The sequence below is a fragment of the Vreelandella lutescens genome (assembly GCF_014640815.1).
In the GTDB taxonomy this organism is placed as follows: domain Bacteria; phylum Pseudomonadota; class Gammaproteobacteria; order Pseudomonadales; family Halomonadaceae; genus Vreelandella; species Vreelandella lutescens.
In genome coordinates, this window is the sequence record NZ_BMHM01000007.1 from 62,137 (window position 1) to 80,042 (window position 17,906).

Sequence of the window (17,906 nt, forward strand, 5' to 3'; positions counted from 1 at the left end):
TTAATCGTTGAGCGCAGCCGCCGCTTCAACCAGTCCGGCGAGATTGAAACGCTCAGGTAGCTTACCGGCTACCGCCAGCTCAACGCGCTCGGCAATGGCATCCAGCGCCACTTTTTCAAGCACTTCACCGGCGAAGGCGAGGGTCAACAGGCCACGGGCAGTGGCTTCGTCGATACCCCGGGTACGCAGCGCATAGATCGCGTCTTCGTCCAGCTGACCGGTCGTGGTGCCGTGGGAGCACTTCACGTCGTCGGCGTAGATTTCAAGTTCTGGCTTCGCGTCGATTTGCGCGCGATCCGACAGCAGCAGGTTCTGGTTGCTCTGGAAGCCTTCAATCTTCTGACTGTCGCGCTTTACGTACACTTTGCCGTTGAAGACACCGTGAGCGCGGTCATCCAGAATACCTTTGTAGTTCTCGTTCGAGAACGTCAGCGGCGCGTTGTGGTTCACCTTAGTGTGGTTATCCACGTGCTGGCGACCCTGGCCAAAGAACAGGCCATAGAAGTTAGTCTCAGCACCCTGACCGTTCAAGTCACTGATCAGGTCGTTGCGCACCAGCGCGCCACCCAGATTCAGGTTGTACGAGGTGTAGCGGCTGTCGCGATTCTGCTCGACGTGAATGCTCGCTACGTGCAGGTCGCCAATCGGCGCTTCCTGGAGCTTGTAGTGGTTCAAAATAGCCCCACGGTCGAGCATCAGCTCTGCCACGACGTTGGTAAAGTTGGCGGCATCCGCCTCACCCACGTAGTGCTCAATGAGGGTAGCTTCGCTACGCCCAGCGGCTTCAACCAGAATGCGCGGATGGCTCATCACCGGCGTGCCCGCACGAGACAGGAACTGCAGCAAGATGGGCTTTTCAACCACCGTACCCGGTGCAATGCGTACCACAGCGCCCTCTTCCATAAAGGCAGTGTTTAACGCGGCGAATGTGGAGAAATCGACGCCGGTTAAACGCCCCAGCGGGCCGCCCACGGCCTCATGGTTATCCGTCAGCGCTTTAGAGAGTGGCATCACCTGCACGCTATCCGGCAGGGCATCTACATTAGACAGCGCCGCAGAAAAAACGCCATCCACGAACGTCAGACGATAAGCATCCAGCGGCAGCGTAATGGCAGCCGCCTGCGCTTGGGAGAACTCCGCGTTATCTGCCAGGGCAAAATTACCCTTGGCAATGGCACGCACGTCGGTGTACTTCCACTCTTCGTCGCGGCGAGTGGGGAAGCCCATCGCATCAAAACGAGCGGCCCCCGCCTGGCGGCGGGCAGCAATCCAAGTAGGCTCGCCAGCGCGCTGTTGGCTACGCGTGGCTAGCGTGTCCAAAAACGTTTGCGTATCGCTCATGCCACAGACTCCTCAATGCCTTCGTAACCATTGGCCTCAAGCTCTTTGGCAAGCTCGGCATCGCCGGTTTTAACAATACGGCCATCGACCAGAACGTGGACTTTGTCTGGCACGATGTAGTCCAGCAGGCGCTGGTAGTGGGTGACCAGCAGAATGGCACGCTCTTCAGCACGCAGGCTGTTCACGCCATCGGCAACGACTTTCATGGCATCGATATCAAGGCCGGAGTCGATCTCATCCAGCATGGCCAGCTTCGGCTGTAGCACCAGCATCTGAAGAATTTCGTTACGCTTTTTCTCGCCGCCGGAGAAGCCTTCGTTCACTGCGCGCTGCAGGAAGCTGGCGTCCATTTTCATAAAGCCGAGCTTTTCTTTAACAAGCTTCATGAATTCCGGCGCAGGCATTTCGCCCTCACCACGCGCAACGCGCTGAGCGTTAAGCGCAGACTTCAGCAGGTAGATGTTTTTCACCCCGGGGATTTCTACCGGGTACTGGAAGCCCAGCAACAAGCCCGCCTGGGCCCGCTCTTCGATTTCCATTTCCAGCACGTCCTGGCCTTCAAACGTGATGCTGCCTTGAGTCACTTCGTAACCATCTTTACCAGCGATAACCGCTGACAAAGTGGATTTACCCGCGCCGTTGGGGCCCATGATGGCGTGCACTTCACCGGCATTAATGGTGAGCGTCAGGCCTTTCAGAATCTCTTTGCCTTCGACGGTGACGTGTAAATCGTTAACTTGCAACATAGTGATCGCCTTTTAAATACTTGCGGGTCGCGAGCGCGACGCCCTAAAAATAAGTTGGGTGCCGGAGCGGTTAGCCCACCGCGCCTTCTAGAGTGACATTGAGCAGTGCTTCCGCTTCCACCGCGAACTCCATCGGCAGCTCTTGGAAAACATCTTTACAGAAGCCATTCACAATCATGCTGACCGCATCTTCTTCTGAGATACCGCGGCTCTGGCAGTAGAAGAGCTGATCTTCACCGATTTTAGAGGTGGTGGCTTCGTGCTCAATGGTCGCGGTGCTGTTGCCAATTTCCTGATAGGGGAATGTGTGGGCACCACACTTGTCGCCAATCAGCAGCGAATCGCACTGGGTAAAGTTACGGGCGCCCTTGGCACGCGGCCCAATTTTGACCAAGCCACGGTAAGACTGGTCGCTCTTACCCGCTGAAATACCTTTGGCAACGATATAGGAGCGCGTGCCTTCACCAATGTGGATCATCTTGGTGCCGGTGTCCGCCTGCTGGCGACCATTCGTCACCGCCACAGAGTAGAACTCACCGATGCTGTCTTTGCCGCGCAACATGCAAGAGGGGTATTTCCAAGTAATCGCCGAACCGGTTTCTACCTGTGTCCAGCTGATGCGCGAACGCTCACCGCGGCAGTCACCACGCTTGGTCACAAAGTTGTAAATACCTCCCTTACCCTCTTCGTCACCCGGGTACCAGTTCTGCACGGTGGAGTATTTGATGTAGGCATCATCCAGCGCCACCAGTTCGACGACCGCCGCGTGCAGCTGGTTCTCATCGCGCATGGGCGCGGTGCAGCCTTCCAGGTAAGAGACCTGAGCGCGGTCTTCACAGATCACCAGCGTACGCTCAAACTGGCCGGTGTTCGCCGCGTTGATGCGGAAGTAAGTCGACAGCTCCATCGGGCACTTGACGCCTTCCGGTACAAAGACGAACGAACCATCGGTGAACACGGCAGAATTCAGCGCAGCGAAGTAGTTATCCGCTACCGGCACCACAGTACCCAGGTACTGCTTAATGAGATCCGGGTAATCGCGGATAGCCTCGGAGATGGAGCAGAAGATAACGCCCGCTTCCGCCAGCTCTTTTTTGAACGTGGTGGCAACCGACACGGAGTCGAACACCGCATCAACAGCGACACCAGCGAGCGCGGCACGCTCATGCAGCGGAATACCCAGTTTTTCGTAGGTTTCCAGCAGCTTGGGATCAACTTCATCCAGGCTTTGCGGGCGATCTTCTGGGCGCTTAGGGGCGCTGTAGTAGGAGATCTCTTGATAATTGATCGGCGGATAGTTGAGGTGTGCCCAGGACGGCTCTTCCATCTTTAACCACTGACGGTAAGCATCTAGACGCCACTCCAGCATCCACTCCGGCTCGCCTTTCTTTTTCGAGATAAAGGCGATGGTGTTTTCATCCAGGCCAGGTGGCAGTGTGTCGCTTTCAATATCGGTTACAAAGCCATCTTTGTACTCGCGACGAACCAACTGTTCCATTTCTTCGCTTGCCATGGTGATACCCTCCGGGCAGTTGGGTGGCGAGGTCAGCTCGCCGTCAATAGAATTAATGTGGCCTGGCGGCTTAAGCTGATGCCGCTGACAGGCTAATACTTTGAATCGGTAACTGTACGGGTAGCTTGATGGGCGCGGTGTCTGCCAAGTGAGCAAGCGTCACGCTTTCAAGCAGCGTACGAATGGCCAGCGATACACGCTGCCAGTTATCGGCCACCCCACAGGTAGCGGCGAGTTCACACTCACCCTCTGCTTGGCTGCACTCGGTCATGGCGACCGGCCCTTCAATCGCACTGATAATGTCGGCGGCGGTTATCTGGGAGGCCGGCCGCGCCAAACGGTAACCGCCTTGCACACCGCGCTGAGATTCCAAAAGCCCCGCCTTCACCAACATTTTAAGCGTTTTGCTCACCGTGGGATGTGGCAATTGAACCGCCTCCGCTAAATCAGCCGCTGTATGCGACGCCTGGTGGTGACGGGCAATTTGCGCCATCACCACAGCGGCATAATCTGTCAGCCGAGAAAGCTTGAGCATAGTCACTCCCGTTTTCCATCACATGAGGGTGAGCCGTTGGCTTACCCGTTAATTGGGTACCATTTTAGTCCTGTATAAATTTGATGTGAAGCCCTTCTGCAAAATCCTTATCAAATAGCGTGATTTCCTGGCACGTTCGCAGCTGATAACATCAAAAAAGCCAATCATTATCATTTAGGAAAGCTATGACGCCGACCACCAGACAAAAAAACGCCCGCGGATGAATCGCAGGCGCTTTGGATTAAGCTTTTTTGACGAATATCGATTTCAACTTCATGGGGCCAATACCGTCGACTTTGCAATCGATATCATGGTCGCCATCCACTAAGCGGATATTCTTTACTTTGGTGCCCACCTTCACGACGGATGAGCTGCCTTTGACTTTAAGGTCTTTGATCACCGTCACGGTGTCACCATCGGCAAGCATATTGCCGTTTGCGTCGCGAATACCTGACCCCGCCTCTGCATCACTAGGCTCACCGCTCTTCGACCACTCATTACCGCACTCTGGGCAGACATATTGAATGCCATCATCGTAGGTAAACTCAGAGGCACAGGCAGGACAATTAGGCAGGTCACTCATAAAGGCTCCATCGCAGCAGACAAATACGCAGGGCGTAGAAAGCGATGGAGCCTACACGGCTTGAGCAGAATGCTCCAGCCTGGGGAGGTAAATCAGGCGCGCTCGTAGGTGCCGACGAGACGGTTCATACCTAACAAGTGAGGCTCAACGGCGCTCAACAATTCAGGCAGCGTCAGCCCTTCAGGTAGCGTTGTTTGTTCATCCAGCGCCAGCACCCAGAAATAGTAAAGGTGGCTGCCGTGGCCTTCTGGGGGCATGGGCCCGCCGTAGCCAGGTTTACCAAAATCAGCCATACCCAACGTGCCTAGCGTGGTGTTTTCATCCAGCGACGTCACATCCCCCGGCAGGTTGTAGAGCACCCAGTGCACAAACCCGTAGCTGCCCTCTTTCACCAGCGGAGCGTCAGGGTCGTGGCAAATCACTGCAAACCCTTTGGTGCCTTCCGGTGCTCCTTGCCAAGCGAGTGCAGGGGAAACATCGTCGCCTTCACCCGTGTGCTTGGCAGGAATCGCTTGGTGGTTGCCAAAGGCTGTGCTGGTGACTTGCATGGTAGATAGTGCAAATGCCATAGAGCTCTCCTAATCGACTAGATACGTGGCAAGGTCAATGTAGCGAATGTATTAGCGCAACTCCAACTGTGCTGCATGGCGCTCCCACCACTGCTGAGCGATGCGTCGATTTTCCGCATTCGCACTCGGGTCAAGCACCGTTGGCAGTTGAACGGCTTCCCCACCGGTTTGGAAGGTCACAAGCGGGTCTTGTGTGGCTAACTGTAGCGCGTAGAGCGCCAGCATGAGTTCATATGGGTCATTGGTGTTGAGCCTTGCAAACAGCAGCGGAACGGCAGGCATGCCTATTTCACCCAGGCGCTCGGCAGCGATATACCAGGGTCTTGGGTTATCAAAGCCGCCATATTGACCCACAAACCGGCGGTCGGCTAACCGGCTTACGTAGTAGGCCGCCTCTTCCTCCGGACTGGTGAGCAGAGGCGGCCGCCAATCCTGTGCTTGCCCTGCCCTAGCAGGCTGATGAGAGGTGGGTGCAGTAGGCTCTTGCGTACTGCTCGCCGCAGGAGCGGCCCCACTACTCGTGGGTGCACGGGTAGTGGGCGCACTGGATTGCCCTGCACACCCAGCTAGTAGCAGGGTAACTGCCAAAATACTGACTATCCCTAAATGGTTGGCCTGCTGACGCATGACGCGATTCCCTTGTTGATCGTTCACCACTGAACACCTCATCTTGCACGCTTTTTAAAAGCGTTTGATTCACTTGCTGTCGGGCCGCTAGGCTGTGTCATGAAGTGCTAACAGTGTGGCATCTCTTGCCCTCACCGCCAATTGCCCTGAAGACCTGCCCATGAAACGCCTATTAATCGTCGCCCATACCCCATCCGTCAATACCCAGGCGCTATGCGGTGCCGTTCTGCGCGGTGCCAAGCACGAGGATATCGAGGCGGTGGAGTGCACCGTCAAGACACCGTTCGAGGCGGGGCCAGCGGACATCCTTGCCTGCGATGGCATTGTGCTGGGAACGACCGAAAACCTCGGGTACATGAGCGGCGCTCTTAAGGACTTTTTCGACCGCAGTTACTACCGCGTATTAGCAGAGAAGCAAGGCCTGCCCTGCGCGCTTTATATTCGCGCAGGGCACGATGGCACAGGCACTCAACGCGCGGTGGAAAGTATTATTACCGGGCTACGCTGGCGCTGGGTACAAGCCCCGCTGACATTACGCGGTGAGTGGCAGGAAGCGTTTATCGACCAAGCCGAAGAGCTGGGCATGACCATGGCCGCCGGGCTGGATAACGGGCTGTTTTAAAGGTCTGTTTTAAAGTGCTTTAAAACGAAAAACGGCACCACGAAGGTGCCGTTTTTGTTGCTTTTGAAAAGCAGGTCGAGCGTATTACTTCAGACGCTCAAACACCGTTGCAACGCCCTGCCCCATACCGATACACATGGTGGCTAAGCCCAGCGTGGTGTCGCGCTGCTGCATCACGTTTAAAAGTGTAGTGCAGATACGCGAACCGGAGCAGCCCAGCGGGTGGCCCAGCGCAATCGCGCCGCCGTTTAGGTTCACTTTTTCGTCCATGGCATCCAGGAAACCAAGGTCCTTCAGCACCGGCAGGCCTTGAGCGGCAAACGCCTCGTTCAGCTCGACGGTTTGAATATCCGCAGCGGACAAGCCTGCCGCTTTTAGTGCTTTTTTAGACGCGGGCACCGGGCCATAGCCCATGATGGAGGCATCACACCCCGCCACACCGGTCGAGAGCACTTTAGCAATCGGCTCCAGCCCCAGCGCTTGGGCGCGCTCGTAGCTCATGACCGCCATGGCAGATGCACCCACCGACAGCGCCGAGGAAGTACCTGCAGTAACGGTACCGTTACGAGGGTCAAACACGGGCTTCAGGTTCGCCATGGACTCAAGACTGGCGTCGGCGCGGATGACTTCGTCGTTTTTGAACATCATTCTAAAGCCGCGCTGATCATGGCCTTCTACACCGATAATCTCGTTATCGAAGTAGCCTTTCTCCATAGCCGCTTGAGCACGCTGATGCGAACGCACGCCAAACTTGTCCTGATCTTCACGGGAGATGCCGTGCATTTTACCCAGCAGCTCGGCCGTCAGGCCCATCATCATGGCCGCTTTGGCAGCGTACTTGCTCGCTGCAGGGTTTACATCGACCCCGTGGGCCATGGGAACGTGCTCCATGTGCTCCACACCGCCGATCACATAGAAGTCACCCATGCCCGCCTTGATGTTCGCAGCGGCGATATGCAGCGCGGTCATTGAAGAGCCGCACAGGCGGTTGACCGTTTGCGCAGGCACAGAGCGCGGAATGCCGGTCATGATCGCCGCGTTGCGGGCGATGTTCATGGACTGTTCCAGCGTCTGGTTAACGCAGCCCCAGATCACATCGTCTACTTCCGACGGGTCTAAGTTGGGGTTACGGGTAAACAGCGCCTGCATCACAGCAGCGGAAAGGTTTTCAGCACGGACGTTGCGGAAAGCGCCATTTTTCGCTTTCGCCATGGCGGTACGAACACCGTCAACCACCACGATATCTCTCGGATTCAAACTCATCTTATTTCTCCTGTGGGTGGTGACTTAGGCCTGAGCGCTTGCCGTGGTGCCAGCGTAGAACTGCTCGTTATTCTGTGCCATGGCACGCAGCTTCTCGGTGGGTGCGTAAAGCGGCCCCAGCTCTTCTGCCAAACGGTCGGCCAGCGCGACAAACTCAGCCACGCCCAGCGCGTCGATGTAACGCAGCGCACCACCGCGGAAGGGAGGGAAGCCAATGCCGTAGATCAGCGCCATATCGGCTTCTGCTGGCGTCTCGACAATGCCATCTTCCAGGCAGCGTACGGTTTCCAGACATAGCGGGACCATCATGCGAGCAATGATGTCTTCATCCGAAAACTCTTTCTGCTCTTTCACCACCTCTTTCACTAGCGCGTAAGCCTGCTCGTCGCTGACTTTCTTCGGCTTACCCTTCTTATCTTCTTCGTAGGCGTAGAAGCCTTTATCGTTTTTCTGGCCCAGGCGCTTGTTGTCGTACATCACCTGAATGGCGGTTTTGCCTTCACGTGCCATGCGATCCGGGAAGCCCTCCGCCATCACTTCATTGGCGTGAACGGCGGTATCCAGACCGACCACATCCAGCAGGTACGCGGGCCCCATGGGCCAGCCAAACTTCTCCATTACCTTGTCAACACGCTGGAAGTCGGCGCCCTGCTCAACCAGGAAGCTAAAGCCACCGAAATAAGGGAACAGTACGCGGTTGACCAGAAACCCTGGGCAGTCGTTAACAACAATCGGTGTTTTACCCATGGCGCGGGCGTAAGCCACGGTGGCGGCCACGGCTGCCTCGGAGGTCTTCTCACCGCGAATGACTTCCACCAGCGGCATACGGTGCACCGGGTTAAAGAAGTGCATACCGCAGAAGTTTTCCGGGCGTTTTAAGTTCTTGGCCAGACGGTTGATCGAAATGGTCGAGGTGTTGGAGGTCAGAATCGTGTTCTCACCCACCATGCCTTCCACTTCGGTCAACACGGCGTCTTTGACGTTGGGGTTCTCGACCACCGCTTCGACGACCAAATCGACGTTACCGAAATCGCCGTAAGAGAGCGTCGGACGGATGTTAGAGAGTTTCTCGGCCATCTGCTCGGTGGTGAGCTTTTTCCGCTCTACCTGTTTAGAGAACAGCTTGCGCGCCTCTTTCAGGCCGAGCTCGATGGCGTCGTCCTTGATATCTTTCATCAAGATAGGCGTGCCTTTGCTGGCGCTTTGGTAGGCGATACCGCCGCCCATAATACCAGCGCCCAACACGGCGGTTTGTTTCACCGGCTGTGCCTGTTTCTCGTACTTGCTGCCTTTCTTTTTAACGACTTGGTCGTTAATGAACAGGCCTACCAAGTTGAAGGCAACGCTGCTCAGCGCCAGCTTGGCGAAGGATTTTGCTTCGATGGCCTGCGCGCGGGCGCGGGCTTCGCCAGCGCCCTTTTGAATCACCTTGATCGCTTCAACCGGCGCGGGGTAGTGAGGGCCCGCTTTGCCAGCCACGAACCCTTTGGCGGTCTCAAACGCCATCATCTGCTCAATGGCATTGAGCTTCAGTGGTGATTTTTTCTCTTCCCGACGGGCTTGGTAGTCCAGCTCGCCTGCGTTGGCGCGGTCAAGAATATCCAGCGCCGCTTCTTCTAGCAGCTCATGGGCAACAGCCGCATCCACAGCACCCACTTTAAGTGCCGCATCGGCGCGGTTTTCAGTACCACCGGCAATCCACTCAACGGCATTATCGGCACCAATCAGGCGCGGCAGACGCACGCAGCCGCCCCAACCCGGCAGAATGCCCAGTTTGGTTTCCGGCAGGCCAATCTTGGCCTTCTCGCTCATCACGCGGAAATCGGTGGTCAGCAGAACTTCGCAACCGCCGCCGAGCGCCAAGCCGTTGATCGCCGTCACGGTAGGGAAAGGCAGGTCTTCGATGGCATTAAAGATGTCATGAACCTTGAGGTTCATCTCCACCAGATACTCTTCGCCTTTGTCGAATAGGCTGTGGAATTCGGTGATATCAGCACCGACGATAAAGGCGTCTTTACCACTGCGGATCATGAGCCCTTTCAAGCCGCTTTCGGCCTGAATCGCTTTTACCGCATCGCCCAGCTCTGCCACAACGGCGCTGGATAGCTTGTTGACGGACTCATCTTTCAAATCGAAAGTGAGCATTGCGATGTCATTGCCACCTTGGGTGTCCCGACGCTCCACCGTGATGGCATTGCCTTGATAGATCATCCGCGCTCTCTCCACAAGTTCGGGCTGGCACGGTATTAGCGTGCCCGCCACGCATTTCATACGGTCGTTTGATTGCCTTAGCTTGGTTGAGTTACTCGAGTACGTCAAGCCCTGACTTTTGGCTAACCCACTCGGCAAATATAGAACACACACAATGCCCACGTTTCTTGCGCATTTTTAAGGCAAGATGACGTATCACATCGACTTTACTCGCCATCCCAACGATCATATACGTTTCATTAATGAGTTTTTAACGCTATGGGTACACTCTTCACTTCCGCCCGAATGGCTGCGCTGCAAGCGCGCGTGGAAAGAGTCGTGGAGCGCTTAAAGCCCTGGAGCTGGCTATGGCCGCCCATGGCGTTTGCAGCGGGTTTAGGCAGTTTTTTCCTAGTAGACCGCCAACAGTGGCTAGGCGCGGCGTTGGCCCTGGGGCTGCTGTTTGCCTGGCTATTGCTGCTCTCTGAGAGTTTGATTGGGCGCTGGCTAGCCCACCGCGGCCACCCGACGCTGCCTAAGGGCGTCACCGCCTTTATTGCGCAGATGATTCACCAGGAAACGCTCTTTTTTACCTTGCCATTTATCCTGGTAACGACCGTTTGGAACAGCGGACAGGCACTTTTTGCGCTGCTGGTAATAGGCATGGCGATCTGGTCGATTGTTGACCCGCTCTATTACAAGCTCGCAGGGCGATGGCGCAGCCTCTATTTTATGTTTCATGCCCAGTGCGTCTTTTTAGTGCTACTGGTCATTCTGCCGATCATGCTGCATCTCACCACGGCACAGAGCCTGCTGTTGGCACTGGTATTAACCGTGCTGGTAGCCCTACCAAGCTTTTGGCATTTGTTAAAAAAACGCTCACTCGCTCGTTGGGTCGGCTTTTTTGCCTTAACCGTGGTATTGGCCTATGCCGCTTGGATGGGCCGCGTTTGGGTGCCGCCAGCGAGTCTGTGGATGACCAGCACGGCGCTATCTCCCGCTTTTGATACGCAGCAACGCACGCCTCAAGGCACCATGGCGCTGACGCCAGAGGCCATCCGCAGTAACGGTCTGTATGTATATACCGCCATTCGCGCACCCCGTGGGTTAAGCGAAACTATCTACCATGCGTGGCATCATAATGGCGTAGAGATGGACATTGTGGCGCTGGCGATTAATGGCGGACGTGAACAGGGTTACCGTGCATGGAGCCACAAGCGAAATTTCCCGCAGGACCCGTCGGGGGAGTGGCGGGTCGATATTATGACAGACGGTGGCCAGCGGCTGGGGCTGATTCGGTTTACCGTATCAGAAGATGCTGAACAAGCAACCGTCGCAGACAGCACTATTCAGCCTAGCGGGTTGAGCGGGCTTAATTTACGCCGCTTTATCCCTGGGAAAGGCAGCACTCAAAGCGATGCATCTGAGCCCGAGTAGCATAACGCCTTGCATTCAGCGGCGTGGCTTATGACAATTCGCCTACTTACACTTTTTGGTAGTTAGTTACCTATGGCATCAACTATTGGTTTTCGTATTGCTCGTTTGCCACACCTGTGGCGTTCGATTCTTGACCGCCGGTTAGCACCGCTGGGCTTGACCCAAACCCGCTGGGTGACGCTGTACCACCTATGGAAACTCGGTGAAGGTAACCCACAGTGCGATCTGGCCCGAGCGATTGGCGTTGAAGCACCATCACTCGTGCGCACCTTGGGCCAGCTCGAAGAGCAGGGATTAGTCGAGCGTCGCGCTTGCGACAACGACCGTCGCAGCAAGCGCATCTATCTCACCCCAGCGGCCATGCCATTGCTAGAGCAGATCGACAGCGTTGTGCTTGCCGCCCGCCAGGAGATGCTGGCAGGCCTTAGTGAGCAGGATTTAGACCAGCTGGATAAGTGGCTTGCCCTTATCGAAGCTAACGGATTAACCATCCAAGCCAGGGACCAGGACGGCCCCACGGCTTAAGAGAAGCTCGCGCTTTTCTTCTTTCTATACTGCGCCGCCTGCACCCAGCGATTTTGCAGGTGGCCGGTCAGACAGCCCGCTCAGCGCCGCTTTCAGTGGCTCAATATCCGCCAAATAGGTGGTAAAGCGTTCGGCGGTTTGCGATTCCCACCACCACAGCGTTAGCGCGTATTCACTTGACTCCAGCACTAACGCATCTTGAGGCAGACGTTCTAGCAGCGTTTGCAGGTGAATACTCGCCGCTTCCGGTAACGGCCTTAGCGGTGCAATGCGCCAGCGCCAGCCAGCATGATAAGGCGCTAGTGCCTCGCTGGCGTTAGAGTCTCTCACCAACATGAAATCGGGGCCAGGCGTGTCTTGCGCATAACGCCAGCGATAGGACGGCATCGTCCCTCGAAAATGGTGCAGAGGTGGTTTTGCCATTTTGACGGTCACCCCCTGCTTCGCTGCACTTGAACGCAGTGCCATTTGCCGTTTTTGGCGTGGGCTTGGTTTCAGCCACATCACCGGCGTAATCACAAACATCAGAATAAAAATGATGATTAACCATTCCATTGCAGCATCCACCCTCTTTCGTCAAACTGAATTGGTGATTTCAAAAAACCATGATCTAGGTCGTTGTTAAGATGCAGCTGCCAGCCTAGAGTAAAAGTATCTAACAAAGGCTTTCTTTGTTGCACACCGTCAAGGAGATACGCCATGAGCTATCGCCATATCCTGGTTGCCGTTGACCTCACCAAAGATTCACACAAAATTCTTGAGCGTGCGGTCGCCATTGCTGAACGCAACAATGGTGCCAAAATCTCCATCATGCATACCCTGGAACCGCTGGGTTTCGCCTACGGTGGCGATATCCCCATGGACCTTACCAGTATTCAAGATCAGCTAGATGACCACGCGAAGAAGCGTTTAGCTGAAATTGCCGCACCTCATATAGAGGCCGCCGATCAGCACGTGGTGGTGGGTATGCCAGATACCGAAATTCACCGTTTTGCTGATGAGCATAATGTTGACCTGATCGTGGTCGGCTCTCATGGTCGCCACGGTTTTGCGCTACTGCTCGGCTCCACGTCTACGGGCGTGTTACATGGTGCTCAGTGCGACGTGTTAGCCGTTCGTGTAGGTAAAAAAGGCGAAAAAAGCGACGAGTAGAACACCTAACGCCAAAGGCCCCTCTCGGGGCCTTTGGTAGCTAATGCGACGGGTTATTCACCGTTGGCCATCGCCTCAAGCTCCATCCAACGCTCCATTGCGACTTCCAGTGCCTGCTGCACCTTCTCTAGCGCTTGCAACTTGGCGGTTACCGCTGTGGCATCCTGCTGATAAAACGCCGGGTCGCCTATCTCCTGCTCAAGCGTTTCCACGTCACTCTCTAACCGCTCTATCTCAGCGGGCAGCGCATCCAGCTCACGCTGTAGTTTGTAAGAGAGCTTAACGGTTTTTTTAGCCGGTTCCGCCGCTGGGGCTGGAGCGGCTTTCTTAACGGCCTCGCTGGTGGGCTCGGTTTGCTGACGGGCCGCGCCTTCCCACGGTGCAGGGGGCAATTTACCGCCCTGGCGAATCCAGTCGGTATAGCCGCCCACGTATTCACGCACGCGCCCTTCGCCTTCAAAGGCCAGCATGCTGGTGACCACGTTATCCATGAACGTTCGGTCGTGGGAAACCAGCAGCAGAGTGCCATCAAAATCAAGCAGCAGCTCTTCAAGCAGCTCCAACGTTTCCATGTCTAGGTCGTTGGTGGGCTCATCAAGTACCAGCACGTTAGCGGGCTGGGTAAACAGCTTGGCCAACAGCAGGCGGTTGGACTCGCCACCGGATAGCGCTTTTACCGGCTGACGCACGCGATCTGGGGTGAACAAGAAGTCCTGCAGGTAGCTCATAACATGGCGGTCTTTACCACCCACGCTGACCCGGTCGCTACCTTGGGCGACGTTATCGTAAACCGTTTTTTCCAGCTCTAACCCGGCGCGCAGCTGGTCGAAATACGCCACCTTCAGGTTAGTGCCTAACTGCACGCTGCCTTCGGTAGGTGCCAGCTCGCCCAGTAAAATCTTCAATAGCGTGGTTTTACCCGCACCGTTACGGCCAAGGAAGCCAATACGATCACCGCGCATCACTTCTAGATTCACATTGCCCAGGATGACCTCGTCACCAAAGCGCTGCGTAACACCTTTCAGCTCGACAACCCGCTTACCGGTACGCTCGCCGCTGTCCACGGTGAGATTGGCGGTGCCTTGACGCTCGCGGCGCTGGCTGCGCTCCACGCGCATTTGTTCAAGCTCACGCACCCGGCCTTCATTACGGGTACGCCGAGCCTTCACGCCCTGGCGAATCCAAACTTCTTCTTGCGCCAATTTTTTATCAAAGAGCGCATTTTCACGCGACTCCACTTCCAGCTCGTGCTGCTTGCGCTCTTGGTACTCGGCGTAAGCACCGGGATAACGGCCCAGCTTACCGCGATCCAGCTCCAGGATATTGGTGGCAAGCTTTGACAGGAACGCCCGGTCGTGGGTGATCAGCAGTACCGCGCCGTTAAAGGCGAGTAGCTGCTCTTCCAGCCACGCGATGGTGTCCAGGTCCAGGTGGTTGGTCGGCTCATCGAGCAGCAGCAAATCGGGCTCGGAGACTAACGCCCGAGCCAGCGCCACCCGGCGACGCCAGCCGCCGGAAAGCGCGCTCATCTCGGCTTCTGGCGGCAGGCCCAATCGGGTTAGCACTACGTCGATACGCTGATGGAACGACCAGCCGTCAATAGCCTCAAGGCGCGTTTGCAGCGTCGCCATGCGGTTCATATCCGGGTCGGGGTCGTTGATGAGGTGCTGATATTCAGACAGCAGCTCGCCAGCTTCGGGCAGGCCTTGCGCCACCATATCAAAAATCGTCATACCCGATGATTCAGGCAGTTCCTGGGCCAGCACGCCAATTTTCAAGCCCGGCGCACGCCAGATGGAGCCGTCGTCGGCCTGAATATCGCCCGCCACTAGCTTTAGTAGCGTGGATTTACCGGTGCCGTTGCGCCCGACCAGCGCCAGCCGCTCGCCTCTTTCAACCGTTAGGTCGGCGCGGTTAAGCAGTACTTGGGTGCCGTAAGCGAGTTGCAGCTGTTCGAGTCGTAACAGGGTCACGCAGTGTCCTCCTTCGTCGTGAGGCGCACAGTGTAACGCATGCATCCGAATTACGATGCACCCTTGTAGAGCCAAGCCCAACAACGTGCTAACGTCATAGGCTAATTAACAACAATAAAGCGGTGTTGAAAAACGCGGGTAAGGTGAAATCACCGTGACAGTGACGGTCTCCATGCATTTTGTTAATGAGTTATTTCGTGGCCTAACCGCTGCGGGGCAGCCACCCACCCGCTATTTAGAACGAGCAGGCATTTCACCTTTTTTACTCAGCGCCCCTAATGGGCGCGTCACCGTGGAGCAATTCGCTGAGCTCTACCGCTTGCTGGCCGTTGAGCTAGACGATGAAACACCGCGTTTTTTCTCACGCCCGCTACGCTGTGGCACCCTCAAGCTGCTGTGCTTAAGTATGCTGGAAGCGCCTACCCTGCAGGTCGCCCTACATCGCTATACCCAGTTTTTTCGCATACTGCTGGATGATTTTGGCTACAGCTTTACGATTGAAAACGACCTGGCGCGTCTGGCGCTGGAAGAGCATGCGCCGCTGCAAGGCAGCCGCATTTTAGTCCATGAGCTAATGCTAAAACTTTTCCACGGCATCGCTTCCTGGATGATTGCTCGCAAAATACCGCCCGTATTAATGGAGTGCAGCTACCCGCAGCCTGCCCACAGCGCCGACTACCTCTATTTTTATCCGGGTAAAGTGAAGTTTGATCAACCACAAACGGCTGTTTACTTCGACAAGTCGCTCTTAGAACACCCTATTCGGCAAACCAAGCAGCACCTGGGGGCTTTTTTACAACGCGCACCGGCGGACTGGTTTTATGTCTCGTTTGAAGACCGCTTAGCCACCCACCGGGTAAGAGAGCACCTCAGCCGTCACTTGCCAACGGCGTGTACCGTACAAGAGGTCGCCGAGGCGCTGCATGTCTCTGTTCGGACACTATCGAGGCATTTACAACTGGAGGGTACGCGCTTTCAAGCGGTCAAAGATGAGTATCGGCGTGACTACGCTATTCAAGCCTTAACGCGCAGTCAGCGGACGCTATCTTCCATCGCAGAAACGCTTGGTTTTGAGGACTTAGCCTGCTTTAGCCGCGCCTTTAAGCAGTGGACAGGCAACTCCCCTGCCGCCTACCGTAAAGCACAGGCGACAGGGTGAGAGGTTCGCGCTTATATCTCGGTACGAATGCGCTTTTTATCTAGCTTACCGACGCTGGTTTTGGGGATTTCATCGACGATACGAATCAGAGAAGGAACGCCCCAACGGTTGAGTTTACCTTGCGCCACAAACTGTTCCATAAAGCCCTGGATAGCCTCTACGGTAGGTGGCTGTTTGAGATCGCTTGGCACCACCAGCGCGGCCGGGCGCTCTCCCCACTTATCATCTGCCACGCCTATCACCGCCACTTCGGCAACACCCGGGCACTGGCTGATATAGCTTTCCAGCTCCAATGAGGACAGCCACTCGCCGCCGGTTTTAATCACATCTTTAATACGGTCGCTAATCGCCAGGAAACCGTGCTCATCCAGAGAACCCACATCTCCGGTATGCAGCCAGCCATCCCGCCACAGCTCCTCGCTACGCTTTTCTTCTTTATAGTAAGCCTGGGTTAGCCACGGGGCTTGGACACGCACTTCCCCGACGCTTTTGCCATCGTGGGGGAGCGGCTGACCGTCAACATCGACCACCTGCAGCCTTACAAACGGCACCGGAAGCCCGGCTTTACAGCGCCACGGCAACTGGCTTTCAAAATCAGCTTCGGCGACCTCTTTGGGTAAAATATCGGCCGTGAGTAGCGGGCACGTTTCCGACATACCGTAGGCACTGCGGGTATCGATCCCCAACGCCCAGGCACGACTTGCCAAGGCCTGAGTCAGTGCGCTGCCGCCTACCAGAACCTTCCAGCCAGCTAAATCCACCTTCTTCGACGCAATCGCCTCGGCACTGACCACCATATTGAGCAGTGTTGGCACGCAGTGAGAAAAATCGACCTTTTCGCTGACTAGCAGCTTCACCAGCATCTCGGGCTCGTATTTGCCCGGATACACCTGTGTCGCCCCTAACAGCGTAGCCGTGTAAGGGACTCCCCAGGCGTGCACGTGAAACATCGGCGTAATGGGCATATACACCTTATCTCGGTTCAGCAGCTCAAAACCGGGGGCTTGAAACGTGCTGGCTTCACCTAACGTGTGCAACACAAGCTGGCGGTGGGTAAAAAACACCCCTTTAGGATTGCCCGTTGTGCCGGTGGTGTAGAACAGCGTGGCCACGCCATTTTCATCAAAAGAGGGAAAGTCGTAGTGGCTTGGTTGCTCAGCCAGCAACGCTTCAAACTCCCCCACCAGGGGTAGCGATGTAGCCACCTCTTGTGGTGCTTCCTGGCAGAGTAGGTAACCGCGAATGTTGGGCAGCTGATGCGCCAGCGGTTCCAGCAGAGGCACAAAGTCTTCATGCACCAACACAAAAACGTCTTCTGCGTGCTCCATGGTGTAAAGAATCTGTTCGGGTGCTAAACGTACGTTCACCGTATGCAGTACCGCGCCAATCATGGGGATGGCGAAAAAACACTCTAAATAACGGTGACTGTCCCAATCCATCACGGCCACCACGTCTCCAGCCTGAACGCCTTGTGAAGTCAGCAGGTGGGCCAATTGATGGACCCGCTCTTGAAATCGGCGGTAGTCGTGGCGGCTTTGATCGCGATACACAATTTGGTTGTTGCCCGCCATGCGCACACCCGACTCCAGCAGATCCTTGATCAGCATGGGAGGGTTAGTGGCAGAGGACGTAGAAGGAAGCAGTTTTGGCGTTATCGTCGACATAAGACAT

General features: G+C 55.9%; 17 protein-coding genes. 5 read left to right on the forward strand and 12 right to left on the reverse strand.

The features are described from left to right. The 7 genes from sufD to IEW65_RS16050 all read right to left on the reverse strand — a co-directional run bounded on the left by sufD (position 1) and on the right by IEW65_RS16050 (position 5,941). Positions 1 to 1,341: a Fe-S cluster assembly protein SufD gene (gene sufD / locus IEW65_RS16020; RefSeq protein WP_188640459.1), complete on the reverse strand. Its 1,341-nt coding sequence runs from the start codon at positions 1,339 to 1,341 to the stop codon at positions 1 to 3. Then, complete coding sequence (gene sufC, locus IEW65_RS16025; RefSeq protein WP_188640460.1) at positions 1,338 to 2,087, reverse strand: Fe-S cluster assembly ATPase SufC; 750 nt, start codon at positions 2,085 to 2,087, stop codon at positions 1,338 to 1,340. The genes sufD and sufC overlap by 4 nt, the downstream gene beginning before the upstream one ends. 70 nt (positions 2,088 to 2,157) lie before the next feature. Next, positions 2,158 to 3,600, reverse strand: coding sequence for a Fe-S cluster assembly protein SufB (gene sufB / locus IEW65_RS16030; protein WP_188640461.1), 1,443 nt, complete (start codon positions 3,598 to 3,600; stop codon positions 2,158 to 2,160). 70 nt (positions 3,601 to 3,670) lie between these two features. Continuing rightward, positions 3,671 to 4,135: an SUF system Fe-S cluster assembly regulator gene (locus IEW65_RS16035; protein ID WP_188640462.1), complete on the reverse strand. Its 465-nt coding sequence runs from the start codon at positions 4,133 to 4,135 to the stop codon at positions 3,671 to 3,673. A 241-nt stretch (positions 4,136 to 4,376) separates the two neighbouring features. Further along, positions 4,377 to 4,718 (reverse strand): zinc ribbon domain-containing protein YjdM, encoded by a 342-nt coding sequence (locus IEW65_RS16040; protein ID WP_188640463.1) that lies wholly within the window; start codon positions 4,716 to 4,718, stop codon positions 4,377 to 4,379. 92 nt (positions 4,719 to 4,810) lie between these two features. Next, entirely contained in the window at positions 4,811 to 5,287 is a 477-nt protein-coding gene (locus IEW65_RS16045) for a YbhB/YbcL family Raf kinase inhibitor-like protein (RefSeq protein ID WP_188640464.1), read from the reverse strand. Positions 5,288 to 5,338: 51 nt separating this feature from the next. Further along, on the reverse strand, positions 5,339 to 5,941 hold the full coding sequence (locus IEW65_RS16050) for a hypothetical protein (RefSeq protein WP_308421472.1): 603 nt from the start codon (positions 5,939 to 5,941) through the stop codon (positions 5,339 to 5,341). Positions 5,942 to 6,074: 133 nt separating this feature from the next. On the opposite strand from IEW65_RS16050, the gene IEW65_RS16055 reads away from it, so the two are divergent. Beyond that, positions 6,075 to 6,536 carry a flavodoxin family protein gene (locus tag IEW65_RS16055; protein ID WP_188640465.1) on the forward strand — a complete coding sequence of 154 codons (462 nt, stop codon included), beginning with the start codon at positions 6,075 to 6,077 and terminating at the stop codon, positions 6,534 to 6,536. 84 nt (positions 6,537 to 6,620) lie between these two features. On the opposite strand, the gene fadA is transcribed toward IEW65_RS16055, so the two are convergent. Next, the gene (gene fadA / locus IEW65_RS16060; protein ID WP_188640466.1) at positions 6,621 to 7,799 is read right to left on the reverse strand and encodes an acetyl-CoA C-acyltransferase FadA; all 1,179 of its coding nucleotides are present in this window, start codon (positions 7,797 to 7,799) and stop codon (positions 6,621 to 6,623) included. Between the two features lie 24 nt (positions 7,800 to 7,823). Further along, positions 7,824 to 10,010, reverse strand: coding sequence for a fatty acid oxidation complex subunit alpha FadB (gene fadB / locus IEW65_RS16065; RefSeq protein ID WP_188640467.1), 2,187 nt, complete (start codon positions 10,008 to 10,010; stop codon positions 7,824 to 7,826). Positions 10,011 to 10,268: 258 nt separating this feature from the next. Between fadB and IEW65_RS16070 the strand changes: the two genes are divergently transcribed. Both IEW65_RS16070 and slyA read left to right on the forward strand, forming a co-directional pair. Then, complete coding sequence (locus IEW65_RS16070; RefSeq protein WP_188640468.1) at positions 10,269 to 11,426, forward strand: DUF5924 family protein; 1,158 nt, start codon at positions 10,269 to 10,271, stop codon at positions 11,424 to 11,426. Positions 11,427 to 11,498: 72 nt separating this feature from the next. After that, positions 11,499 to 11,951, forward strand: a complete 453-nt coding sequence (slyA, locus tag IEW65_RS16075; RefSeq protein WP_188640469.1) for a transcriptional regulator SlyA — start codon at positions 11,499 to 11,501, stop codon at positions 11,949 to 11,951. A gap of 24 nt (positions 11,952 to 11,975) precedes the next feature. Here the strand turns inward: slyA and IEW65_RS16080 are convergent, their stop codons facing one another. Then, the gene (locus tag IEW65_RS16080) at positions 11,976 to 12,506 is read right to left on the reverse strand and encodes a preprotein translocase subunit YajC (RefSeq protein WP_188640470.1); all 531 of its coding nucleotides are present in this window, start codon (positions 12,504 to 12,506) and stop codon (positions 11,976 to 11,978) included. A 144-nt stretch (positions 12,507 to 12,650) separates the two neighbouring features. On the opposite strand from IEW65_RS16080, the gene IEW65_RS16085 reads away from it, so the two are divergent. Continuing rightward, entirely contained in the window at positions 12,651 to 13,103 is a 453-nt protein-coding gene (locus IEW65_RS16085; protein WP_188640471.1) for a universal stress protein, read from the forward strand. 53 nt (positions 13,104 to 13,156) lie between these two features. On the opposite strand, the gene IEW65_RS16090 is transcribed toward IEW65_RS16085, so the two are convergent. Then, a complete protein-coding gene (locus IEW65_RS16090) occupies positions 13,157 to 15,076 on the reverse strand; it encodes an ATP-binding cassette domain-containing protein (RefSeq protein ID WP_188640472.1) in 1,920 nt (639 codons plus the stop codon). Between the two features lie 154 nt (positions 15,077 to 15,230). On the opposite strand from IEW65_RS16090, the gene IEW65_RS16095 reads away from it, so the two are divergent. Next, a complete protein-coding gene (locus tag IEW65_RS16095; protein ID WP_188640473.1) occupies positions 15,231 to 16,235 on the forward strand; it encodes an AraC family transcriptional regulator in 1,005 nt (334 codons plus the stop codon). An 11-nt stretch (positions 16,236 to 16,246) separates the two neighbouring features. Here IEW65_RS16095 and IEW65_RS16100 read toward each other — a convergent pair whose 3' ends face one another. Then, a complete protein-coding gene (locus tag IEW65_RS16100; RefSeq protein WP_188640474.1) occupies positions 16,247 to 17,899 on the reverse strand; it encodes a fatty acid--CoA ligase in 1,653 nt (550 codons plus the stop codon). Positions 17,900 to 17,906 lie beyond the last annotated feature (7 nt).